We start from the raw sequence: 11,452 nt of genomic DNA, 5'->3' as shown, positions 1-11,452 counted from the left end.
TAAAGGGCGGGGTGTTCTGCGGAGGCTTTTTCAGCTTCTGTAGAACACCGCAAGCTCATCCAGCCTTGAAAGGCAGCGTTTCAGCTTCTTTTCAAACGGCGATTCCAGCATTGCCGCCGAAAACAGATCCTTAAGCTCATACTCTGATTTTATGAAAAGCTTCGTGTTGTAATAGTAGCAGTGGTCTATAAGGTGGTTGAACCGCAGCGCACTGTTAAGCTCTTTGAACGGCAGAAGTCCGTCTATGAACATAGCCTCGCAGTTTGAGGGGATCATGAAATATCTGAAAGGGTGGTTCTCCTCAAGGATTTTCATGAGCTTATCAAAATCTGTGCGGGTCTTCGCCTTGGCTTCGCCGATATAGTTGGTGAAAGCGTCAAAGAAGGATTCCGTCGAAACGTTCCGTTTCCATATCTTGTGTTTTTTGCGGTAGTCCTCCCCTTCCACCACAACGGTTTTGAAGGAGGCGGCTATCACGCCCATCTCCTTCTCGAACCTGTCCACCTGAAAGCGGAGCTTGCCGAGCTCACTCGGCAGCGTGTTTGAAGTGGTTACGATCAGCGTATCTTTATTAACTTCCTTAAAAAAACGCACCATTATAAGACACATGGCAGGGTCATCCAACTCAAACTCGTCCACGAGAAGCAGATCCAGCTTGGAGAATTCCTCTATGCATTTTTCCACACCGAGATAATGGAAAAAGTAATTCATCTCTGAAAAGCTCATGAACGCTTTTTTCATATCAGTCATGTTGTATGTGGCGCTGAGGAGGTGTGTTTTGCCTATTCCGTAGCTTCCGTCTATGTATATGTTGAGCGGCTTCTGGAACGCCGGTTTGGGTTTAAAGAACGAAAATCCTTTTTTGACAGGCTTTTCATACTTCTTTTTCATCATCTCGGCTGTTTCTTTCAGCAGATTTTTGATATAGTGCTGAGAGGGGAAGTTTTCATCGGGTATGTAGTTGTCAAATGTGCAGCCTGAAAATTTCGGATGCGGCTTCAGATTGGCGAAACATTCCTCTATGGATACATTAAAGCTTAGTTTGCTTATGTCGATGTAGTTTCCGGCGCTGGTCAAGGCAATAATCCCCCGTAAATAACAGATTTGGAAAATTAGCGGAAAGGTTTGATTTCTGCAAGTGTTAAATTATTAAAATTTTCAGGAGGAAGCATGGAAGAGCTTATTAAAGCCGCTCTCGAAGCGGGTGAAATTATAAAAGACGGTTTTAAAAAGAGTAAAGAGGTTAAATACAAGGGGAGCATTGACCTTGTTACCGAATATGATGTGGCGGTGGAAAACTTTCTGAAACAAAAGCTTTCGCCGCTTTTCCCCGAACACGTGATAATAGGGGAGGAATCCTCCACAGGTAATGAGGAGCCGGAAAAGGCAATCTACATAGACCCCATAGACGGAACAACAAACTTTGTGCATTCTTTTCCGTTTGTTGCAATATCAATCGGCTTTTATGAGAAAGGCGAGGCGGTGCGCGGCCTTGTTTACAACCCTGTGCTGGGTGAAATGTTCTGCGCTGAGAAGGGAGCGGGTGCGTTCCTGAACAATGAGCGCATACGTGTTTCAGAAACACAGGAAACAAAAAAGTCGCTGATCGCTACAGGCTTCCCTTACTCTATTGTTGAAAGCAGATGCCCGGACGTGCTCTCCATGCTGGGAAAAGTTCTCGGCAATACCAGAGGCATACGCAGGGCAGGTTCTGCTGCACTGGATCTGTGTTATACTGCTAAAGGAACCTTCGACTGCTATTATGAGTTCAACCTCAAGCCGTGGGATGTGGCAGGGGGGATATGCATTGTTCAGGAAGCGGGCGGAAGAGTCAGCGGTCCGGAGAGCAGAAAGCACAGCATAACCGGAGATTTTATCATCGCTTCAAACGGGCTTGTGCATGAGAAGATGCTGGAACTCATAAAATGCTGAAAAATAACTGAGATCGTTTGATTATTTGATCGCCTGTTCAGTGATAATTCACTTATTTCAGTTATCGTGTTAAGTGTGCCGTAATTAATTTTAATGCGGCTAAAATTACTTTGACTTAAGCAGAACGCCGTGTTAACTTTTTGCCATAATTCATTTTCTGCGGCTACCTCAGCCGCTTATGGTCAGGGAAGTATATGGAAAAGAAGCCTTTATTGAATGTGGACAACATCTACCTCAGCTTCGGCGGCATACAGGCAATAGCCGGAGTCCGGTTTCAGGTTTACGAGGGTGAAATATTCTCCATCATAGGCCCCAACGGAGCGGGGAAGACAAGCATTCTCAATACAATCACGGGCATTTACCCGCCCACCAAAGGGAAAATTATCTACGACGGAACAGACATAACAGGCACTCCGGTGCATAAGCGCCCGCAGATGGGCATTGTGCGCACATTTCAGAACCTTGAGCTCTTCAAGGGGATGACAGTTCTGGACAACCTCATGCTCTCACGGCACATTTTCATAAAATACGGGCTTCTCTCCTCCATGCTTTACTTCGGAAAAGCAAGGAAAGAGGAGATAGAGCACCGCAAAAGGGTGGAAAAGGTTATCGACTTTCTCCGCCTCACCCACATACGCAAAAAGCATGTCTACGAGCTCTCCTACGGCCTCCAGAAGAGGGTGGAGCTTGCCCGTGCCCTCTGTCTTGAACCGAGGCTTCTTCTCCTTGATGAGCCGATGGCGGGGATGAACAGTGAGGAGACGGAGGACATGGCAAGATTCATCATAGACATCAATGAAGAGGCAGGGGTTACTGTAATCCTCATTGAGCATGATATGAAAGTGGTCATGGACATTTCAACCAGAGTTGTCGCTGTTAACTTCGGTGAAAAAATCTGTAAGGAAGGCACGCCGGAGGAGATTTCATCCCACCCGGACGTGATAGCCGCCTATCTTGGGGAGGAGCAATGGGTTTAGACAGGACTCTTCCCTATTATCTGTATAAAAACTTCATGGAACAGCCCGCCAAGACCGCAGTCCGTGAGAAGGACTTCGGAATCTGGCAGGAATCGGACTGGAAGGAATATGCGGGCAATGTTGTCAAGCTTGCGCTGTACTTCGAGCATATCGGTATAAGACCGGAGGACAGGGTTGCCATAATCGGCGACAATAAGCCGGAATGGGTTTATGCGGAGCTTGCCGCCCAGCTTGTGGGGGCTGTGCCCTTCGGCATTTATCAGGACTCCGTTACGGAGGAGGTGAAGTATCTGCTTCAGACCTCCGGTACATCGCTTGTTATAGCTGAAGATCAGGAGCAGACGGACAAGATACTTGAACTCCTGCCGGAACTGCCTGCGGTTAAAAAAATAATCTACTACGATGATAAGGGGATGTATCAGTATGACGATGAAAAACTGATATATTTCAAGGATATTCTCGCCCGTGAAAAGGTCGGGGGGGAGTGGATAAAGCGTTATATGGAAGGGCGGCTCAAAAGCATTTCCGAAAACGATGTGGCTGTGATGTGTACCACCTCCGGAACCACGGGACACCCCAAGCTTGCCATGCTCACCCATAAAAACCTGCTGACAATGGCGGAAAGCCTCGCTGAGGCAGACCCCAAGAATGACAGGGACGAGTTTGTCTCCTTCCTCCCCCTGCCTTGGATAGGCGAGCAGATGATGTGCGTGGTCAGCGCTCTGCGCTTCCGCTTTACGGTAAATTTTCCCGAAAGCACTGATACGGTTCAGGCGGATATGAAGGAGATAGGCCCAGATTTCGTGTTCTCACCGCCGAGAGTGTGGGAGAATATGGCCTCCACAGTTCAGGTTAAGATAATGGACGCAACGCCGTTCAAGCGTTTCGTATATAACAGACTGCTCCCCGTGGGGTATGAATATGCGGATGCGAAATTCAGCAGACAGACCCCTTCGCTGATGCTTAAACTGCGCTACGCCTTTGCATATCAGATACTTTTCCGCAAGCTCAAGGAGCGCATGGGGTTCAGCAACCTCAGAAGCGCCATGACAGGCGGTGCGGCTCTGGGGCCTGATACGTTCCGTTTCTTCCACGCCCTCGGCATAAACCTTAAGCAGATCTACGGTCAGACGGAGATTGCAGGCATTTCCTGCATCCACAGAAACAGCGATGTGGACTTCACCTCGGTCGGTGCGCCTATCAAAGGAACAGAGATAAAAATCACGGAAAACGGCGAGATAATTTCACGCAGTGATGCCGTATTTGCCGGATATTACGGAAACAGCGAGGCGACTGAGGAATCCCTGCGTGACGGCTGGCTGTATTCCGGTGATGCCGGCTATTTTGATGAAAACGGGAAGCTGGTGGTCATAGACCGTATGAAGGATCTCATGCATCTGAAGGACGGAACGAGATTTTCGCCGCAATTCATTGAAAACAAAATAAAATTCAGCCCGTATATCAAAGAGGCAGTAACTCTGGGTGACGGACGCGAATATATCACCCTGATCCTCAACATTGACATGAGCATTGTGGGCAAATGGGCGGAGAACAACAAAATTGCCTATACCACATACACTGACCTTTCCGCAAAGGAAGAGGTTTACAGGCTTGTTGCCGGGGAGCTGGAGACGGTGAACGCGCAGCTTCCGCCGGAAATGAGAGTGAGGAAGTTTGTTCTGCTTTACAAAGAGCTTGATGCGGATGACGGAGAGCTCACCAGAACCCGCAAGGTACGCCGCGGCTTCATTGAGGAGAAATACAGCGAAATCACCAAAGCCCTGTATGAGGACACAGAATCAGTTAACATAAAAGCGCTTATCAAGCTTCAGGACGGCAGGGAAAGGACTATCGAAACGGATATGCGCCTTTACCTGATGGAGAATTAAGGATGGAATTTTTTGTTCAGCTTATAATAACCGGAACGGTGATAGGAAGTATTTATGCGCTCCTCGCCCTCGGATTTACGCTTATATACAAGGCCACTGATGTTGTTAACTTCGCTCAGGGCGAGCTCTTGATGGTCGGCGCTTATATATGCCTGCATCTTACAGTGAGCTACAGTGTCCCCTTCTGGGCATCGTTTCTCATAACCCTCGTGTTCTCCTTCACTATGGGCTTTTTTATCGAAAAGGTCTTTCTGCGCAGAATGATAGGGGAGCCTATAATCTCAATTATAATGCTCACCATCGGGCTCTCCTCTGTGATGAAGGCTATAGTTCAGATTTTCTGGGGAACTGACACCCGCACATATCCGCAGGTGTTCTCTCAGGAACCGTTTTTGATAGCCGGTCTGAGCATCAGCCGTGTTTATATCTATTCCATTGCTGCGGTTGCTGTTTTTCTCATACTGTTTTCAATTTTCTTCAAGAAGTCAAAGGTCGGTGTGGCTATGCGCGCTGTCGCAAGCGATCAGCAGGCGGCTCTTTCCATGGGCATAGATGTTAAAAGGATCTTCGCTCTTTCATGGGGCATAGCTGCCGTTGTTTCTGCTGTCGGCGGTATCTTCCTCGGCAATATCAACGGTATAAACACCACTCTCTCCCATTTCGGGCTTAAGGTTTTCCCCGTGGTTATCCTCGGCGGGCTGGACAGCATAGTGGGCGCTATTGTAGGCGGGCTGATAATCGGCATACTGGAAAACCTTGCGGGCGGCTACATTGACCCCCTTATCGGCGGCGGAGCGAAGGAGATTTTCCCCTATGTGGTGATGATTGCCGTGCTTATGATTAAGCCTTACGGTCTTTTCGGAACCAAGGCGGTGGAGAAGGTATGAGCTACGTCAACTGCGGAAACTTCAAAACCTCTTATGAAAAGGATGCCGAGCTTTTTCAGACAAAGCTTTCCAGATTTCTCATATATGCATTCATCACGGCGCTTTTTGCCGTTCCGTTCTTCCTCGGCGATTATCTGCTGTATGTGATGAACCTTATCTTCATAGCAGTGATAGGCGCTGTGGGACTTAACATACTCACGGGCTTTACCGGGCTTATCTCCCTTGGTCAGGGTGCGTTCATGGGTGTGGGTGCTTATGCGGCGGGGTATCTGTCTGTCACATACGGACTGCCGTTTTTCCTCGCCATCCCTGCGGCAGGGCTCATCACAGCAGTTTTCGGCGCGTTTTTCGGCATCCCCTCTCTGCGGCTCAAGGGGCTTTATCTTTCAATAGCCACCCTTGCGGCACAGTTTATCATCGAGTTCGGCTTCATCAGGCTTGAGTTTATAACAGGCGGAGTTACCGGGCTTTCCATTGATTACGCAAGCTTCCTCGGCTATGAGATAGACAGCGATTTTTCCTTCTATTTCCTTGCGCTTGTGCTGTGCATCATTATGACACTTGCTGGTGTGAACATGATGCGCACCAGAGCGGGCAGGGCGTTTCTCTCCATAAGGGATAACTACATAGCCGCAGAGGCAATGGGTATTAACCTGTTCCGCTATAAGCTGACATCCTTTGCCATAAGCTCGTTTTATGCCGGCGTGGCGGGTTCCCTCTGGGCATACTACACATCAATCATCACGCCGGAGAACTTCACCATCGGCGTTTCAATACAGTATCTCTCCATGATCATCATAGGCGGTCTGGGCAGCATACTGGGCAGCATTTTCGGCGCTGTGTTCATAGTTATTCTTCCTGAGGTTCTGCAAAGCTTCTCCGACTGGGCAGGGGGCTACTACCCCAACCTTACGCAGATAATCGGCTCAATCAAGGAAGGCGTGTTCGGGCTTGTGATAATCCTTTTTCTGATGTTTGAACCGGAAGGGATGGTGAGAAGATGGAGACTGATAAAGGCCTACTGGAAACTCTGGCCATTTTCATACTGATTTGTAAGGAGGAAGATTGATGAAGAAACTTGCGTTACTTTTAATGGTTTTTGCACTGCTCACGGGGACTGCACTTGCTGCCAAGCCTGTGAAAATCGGCGTTCTGGTGGATGAGTCCGGCGGAACAGGAGATGTGGGCAAACCCTACGGCGAAGGGATTAAGGACTGTGTGCGCTGGTTCAATGAGAACGGCGGCATAAACGGCGCTCCCGTTGAAATTCTGTATGTTGACTACGGCTATAAGATTCCCGCCGCGCTCAGCGCATACAAAAAGTTCATGCGTGAAGGCGTGGTCGCTATCCACGGCTGGGGAACGGGCGACACGGAAAACCTCGTGAAGATGGTTACAAAGGACAAGATGCCTTATTTCTCCGCATCATACTCAGAGCACATAACTGACCCGAAAAGCGCCCCCTATAACTTCATAGTCGGCGCTACTTACTCAGATCAGGTTCGTGCGGCTCTCAAATATATCAAGTCGCAGGGCGGGAACACTGATGTGGCATTTATTTACAATGACTCCGGCTTCGGACGTTCACCCTTCTTCCCCGACGGTGAGAACAGCGCTAAAGAGCTGGGTATCAAGCTTGTTGATAATCAGGTGGTTGACCTTAAGGCTTTGGATGCCACAAGCCAGCTTCTCAACATGAACAAGAAAAACCCCGGCTACGCCTTCATCCAGCAGACCTACATGGCCACATCCACAATCCTTAAGGATGCTAAAAAACTGAACATACCCACTAAGTTCATCGGGCTTAACTGGACATTCGGCAAAAAGCTTGTGGAGATGACAGGGGCTGATTCAGAAGGGTTTATCGGCACAAACGCCTTCACTCTCTGGACAGATACAAATGTGGAAGGGATCAAATTCCTTCGCGATCTCAACAAAAAGTATCATCCCAATGTTACATACAGGGATGTTAACTATATCCAGGGATTCTCCTCAATGTATGTGCTGCTCAACGGACTTAAAATGGCAAACGGCAACTACAGCGGCGAAAACATCAAGAAGACTCTGGAAACAATGAAAAATTTCAGCACAATGGGACTTACCGCACCCGTTACGTTTACTCCGCAGAGCCATAAAGGCGTGCGGGCGCTTAAGCTGTATCAGGTTAAAGGCGGGGAGCTTGTGCCGTTTACTGACTATATTTCGGCGGACTGATGCTTAAAATCAACAACATAGAAGTTGTTTACAATGACGTTATCCTTGTATTGAAAGGACTTTCCCTTGAAGTGGAGCAGGGCAGAATAGCCGCCCTGCTCGGCTCTAACGGGGCGGGCAAGACCACCACCCTTAAGGCGGTGAGCGGTCTTCTGCGCCCTGATGACGGCGAAATAACCGATGGGGAAATCTGGTTTGACGGGCAGAGGATCGATAAAAAAGACGCGGCGGATATTGTGAAGTCGGGCATTTTTCAGGTGATGGAGGGCAGGCGGGTTTTCAAAGACCTCACGGTGGAGGAAAACCTCATCGCCGGAGCCTACACCCGGCCGGGAAACACTGTCTCCACTGGGATTGAGCGTGTCTACAACTACTTTCCCCGCCTTAAGGACAGACGGAGCCAGCTTGCGGGCTACATGAGCGGAGGAGAGCAGCAGATGCTCGCCATAGGCAGGGCAATAATGGCAGCGCCTAAGCTTATCCTGATGGATGAGCCTTCTCTCGGTCTTGCCCCGCTTCTGGTTAAGGAGATTTTCAATATCATAACCACCCTGAACAGGGAGGAGGGCACTACCATTCTCCTTGTTGAGCAGAACGCAAACATGGCTCTTTCCGCTGCGCATTACGGCTACATAATGGAAAACGGGCGTGTGGTTCTGGACGGAACAACGGAAGAACTCAAGGCGAATGATGATGTTAAGGAGTTTTACCTCGGTCTTTCGGAAAAGAAAAGCTTCCGTGAGGTAAAACACTACAGGAGAAGAAAGAGATGGCTTTCTTAGGCGATTTTCAGCGTGTTCTGGCATTTATAAGGGAAAACTCCGCCCATCCGCTGGTGCAGGATGCTTTTGTGCGCTCTGAAATATCACCCTCCATTGTTAAAGATTACGAAACCTTTCAGTTTATAAACCCGCTCACAAAACAGAAGCTTTCTGAAATGCACAGCGGAGGTTCACTTCTGCCGCTCATTCTTTCCGGCGGTTATGTCTCCAAAATTTTTACTTCTCCCGGACCCGTGTATAACGTTAAGGGTGAGAGGTTTGAGCATTACAGGTTTTATAAGGCGCTGGAAGCCGCCGGGTTCATGGACGGGGATGTAGCGGTCAATACCTTCTCATACCATGGCAGCCCCGCGGGTGACATGGTGGACGAGGCATGCGAGAAGTGCGGCTGCGCGGTTTATCCTCTCGGCCCCGCGGACAGCGACAAGGGCGCGGAGACGATTCTTGCCGTGGATGCCAACGCGTTTGTGGGAACCAGAACCTATCTTTTCAAATGCCTTGAAAAACTGGCAGGCAGGGGGAGGCTTGAGAAGGCTTTTCTTATGGCGGAGAAGCTTACCGAGGATGACAAGGCAGTGCTCTTTGCAGCATACGGCATAAAGGCTTTTCAGGCTTACGGAACCGCAGAGGCAGGGCTTATTGCCTATGAAACAGCCGGAGCAAGGGGCATGAAGGCGGATACCGAGGCATTGTTCATAGAGATACTGGACGCGGACGGAAAACCGGCGGCAGATGGTGAAACGGGCGAGGTCACGGTTACTTTTATGAGCGGAACCACGCCTTTCATACGCCTTGCCACAGGGGATCTTTCTTTTATCGAAAACGGCCATCTGGCGGGAATTTTCGGCAGAGCGGACTCATCAGTGAAATTCAAAGGCGTTTTCATACATTTCTGGGTGTTCGAAAAACTTTGCTCGGAACAGGGCATTTCAGGCGTACTTGATATTTATAATACCCCGGACGGAGCTGACAGTATGCGGCTGAGCGTTTCCGGAGGCGTTCCGGAGCTGATACACGCTTCTTTTTACAGGTCTTTCGGATTGCGTTTGCCTGAAATCGAAGTTGATGATACTATTTCAGAAACCCTTGTGCGGGATACCAGAAAACAGCTTAAACTCAGGTAGGTGTTCTTTATGTTCGTTAAAAACTGGATGAGAAGAGAAGTTATTACTATTTCCCAGGACGAGACAATCCTCGATGCCAAACATGTTATGAAAGAGAACGGCATCAGGCGCCTTCCCGTAGTGGAGAACAATAAGCTTGTCGGTATCATAACCGAAAAGGATATAAAAGAGTACTCGCCGTCCAGAGCAAGCTCTCTTGATGTTTACGAACTTAAGCGGCTTCTTGCCAAAACGTTGGTAAAGGATGCGATGAACGTGAACGTTATTACGGTACATCCCGAAACTCCCATCGAAAAAGCTGCACTTATTCTCCGTGACAAACGTTTCGGCGGTCTGCCTGTTATAAACGATGCAGGTGAGCTCGCAGGTATCATCACTGCCATTGATCTCTTTGATATATTTGTTGAATCCATGGGCTTCTCCCACCAGAGCACAAGGATTGCAATAGTTCTGGAAGACAGAAAAGGAGCACTGGCTGAAATGACAAAGATTATCGACAGTCACGGGCTGAATATTGTCAGTCTGGCTACTTTCTTCCTCAAGAACACGGAAGGGGGAACTCGTGATGTTGTGATCAGGGTTAACGGTGAACAGAGTAAAATTGATGCTGCAGTCAGAGACCTTCGCTCAGCGGACTTTAATCTGGCAAGCGTGATCGAAATGAACGATATAATGAATGATGTTTAAATTTTAAGTTAACTCCTTTTTCTCCGGACAGCGAATCCATTTGCCGGATGAAAAGCATTTTATTTCACATAGCGAGAATCTTTGTCTTTTCTTTTCAGGCTCTTACGCCTGCTGCCATCCCCATGCGCTAAAACTGACGCTGTTTTGCCTGTTTTTTAACAAATTATGTTAAAATACAGTTTTTTGAGGATTTACACATATCTTGAATACATCTATCTTTTAAGCAGAAAAGCATTTTATGTTTTGGTGGGGTATGAAAAATTTTATAATATTCAGTGCCAATACCGTCTATAGGGAAACTATTGCGGCTATGGCAGTTGATTTAGGCTTAAATTGCCTTGCATCTGAGTCGATTAGCACAAAGGTGCAGATTTCAATTAAGGAAATAACCCCTGAAATTGTGATTATTGATATTTTTTCCAGAGGAACGACAGATGATTTTGTCGCAATGGTCAAAGAAACATTTTTAACTGCCAGATTTATTTTCATAGTCTCAGAGGATAACCCGCTTCTGAGCTATTTTGTTCAGAAATACAATGTCAGCGACCTTCTTTTTATTGAGGATGATACCGAAAGAACACGCAATAATCTGGAAAGAATACTGAGAACAAAAAATAACGGAGGTGCTTCCTGTAACACCGGAAACCTGACACTGAGAGAATGCGAGGTATTAAAGCTGATAGCCGCAGGAAAAACCAGCAGGGAAATTGCAGAGGAACTGTTCATCAGCAAAAACACAGTGGACACCCACAGAAATAAAATGCTTCAGAAATTAAATTTATCCAACTCCGCCTCTCTTGTGACGTATGCCTGCAAGTCAGGACTTTTATAATATTTATTAAATAGATACATATAACTGAACTGTTTTCATGTGCGCCGGAGTTCGCAGAAGACTGCAGTTTTATTTTGAACCTTACAGTTGCGCCCAATGTTAAGAAATGTAAAAAGAAATCTATTGAG

Annotated in this window: 11 protein-coding genes; 10 read left to right on the top strand and 1 reads right to left on the bottom strand. The window is 47.8% G+C overall.

Going from position 1 to position 11,452, the window contains the following annotated elements:
* Positions 1-30 precede the first annotated feature (30 nt).
* A complete protein-coding gene (gene zapE, locus OSQ85_RS10770; protein WP_265823018.1) occupies positions 31-1,077 on the bottom strand; it encodes a cell division protein ZapE in 1,047 nt (348 codons plus the stop codon).
* 93 nt (positions 1,078-1,170) lie between these two features.
* Here zapE and OSQ85_RS10765 point away from each other — a divergent pair, with 93 nt between their 5' ends.
* From OSQ85_RS10765 to OSQ85_RS14085, 10 genes are all read left to right on the top strand, one after another.
* Complete coding sequence (locus OSQ85_RS10765; RefSeq protein WP_265823017.1) at positions 1,171-1,932, top strand: inositol monophosphatase family protein; 762 nt, start codon at positions 1,171-1,173, stop codon at positions 1,930-1,932.
* A 194-nt stretch (positions 1,933-2,126) separates the two neighbouring features.
* Complete coding sequence (locus tag OSQ85_RS10760) at positions 2,127-2,909, top strand: ABC transporter ATP-binding protein (protein WP_265823016.1); 783 nt, start codon at positions 2,127-2,129, stop codon at positions 2,907-2,909.
* The gene (locus tag OSQ85_RS10755) at positions 2,900-4,798 is read left to right on the top strand and encodes an AMP-binding protein (RefSeq protein WP_265823014.1); all 1,899 of its coding nucleotides are present in this window, start codon (positions 2,900-2,902) and stop codon (positions 4,796-4,798) included. The genes OSQ85_RS10760 and OSQ85_RS10755 overlap by 10 nt, the downstream gene beginning before the upstream one ends.
* A gap of 2 nt (positions 4,799-4,800) precedes the next feature.
* Positions 4,801-5,685: a branched-chain amino acid ABC transporter permease gene (locus OSQ85_RS10750; RefSeq protein ID WP_265823012.1), complete on the top strand. Its 885-nt coding sequence runs from the start codon at positions 4,801-4,803 to the stop codon at positions 5,683-5,685.
* A complete protein-coding gene (locus OSQ85_RS10745) occupies positions 5,682-6,734 on the top strand; it encodes a branched-chain amino acid ABC transporter permease (protein WP_265823010.1) in 1,053 nt (350 codons plus the stop codon). Before OSQ85_RS10750 ends, OSQ85_RS10745 begins: the two co-directional genes overlap by 4 nt.
* Positions 6,735-6,753: 19 nt before the next feature.
* The gene (locus OSQ85_RS10740) at positions 6,754-7,899 is read left to right on the top strand and encodes an ABC transporter substrate-binding protein (RefSeq protein WP_265823008.1); all 1,146 of its coding nucleotides are present in this window, start codon (positions 6,754-6,756) and stop codon (positions 7,897-7,899) included.
* Entirely contained in the window at positions 7,899-8,681 is a 783-nt protein-coding gene (locus OSQ85_RS10735; protein WP_265823006.1) for an ABC transporter ATP-binding protein, read from the top strand. Before OSQ85_RS10740 ends, OSQ85_RS10735 begins: the two co-directional genes overlap by 1 nt.
* Positions 8,669-9,805 carry a phenylacetate--CoA ligase family protein gene (locus OSQ85_RS10730; protein ID WP_265823005.1) on the top strand — a complete coding sequence of 379 codons (1,137 nt, stop codon included), beginning with the start codon at positions 8,669-8,671 and terminating at the stop codon, positions 9,803-9,805. Before OSQ85_RS10735 ends, OSQ85_RS10730 begins: the two co-directional genes overlap by 13 nt.
* A 9-nt stretch (positions 9,806-9,814) precedes the next feature.
* The gene (locus OSQ85_RS10725; protein ID WP_265823004.1) at positions 9,815-10,492 is read left to right on the top strand and encodes a CBS domain-containing protein; all 678 of its coding nucleotides are present in this window, start codon (positions 9,815-9,817) and stop codon (positions 10,490-10,492) included.
* Positions 10,493-10,745: 253 nt separating this feature from the next.
* Positions 10,746-11,324 (top strand): response regulator transcription factor, encoded by a 579-nt coding sequence (locus OSQ85_RS14085; RefSeq protein ID WP_322874102.1) that lies wholly within the window; start codon positions 10,746-10,748, stop codon positions 11,322-11,324.
* Positions 11,325-11,452 lie beyond the last annotated feature (128 nt).

It is taken from the genome of Geovibrio ferrireducens, from assembly GCF_026226615.1.
Classification (GTDB): Bacteria; Chrysiogenota; Deferribacteres; order Deferribacterales; family Geovibrionaceae; genus Geovibrio; species Geovibrio ferrireducens.
Note: the sequence above shows the minus strand (reverse complement) of the source record. Positions and strands in the feature narration are given on the sequence as shown.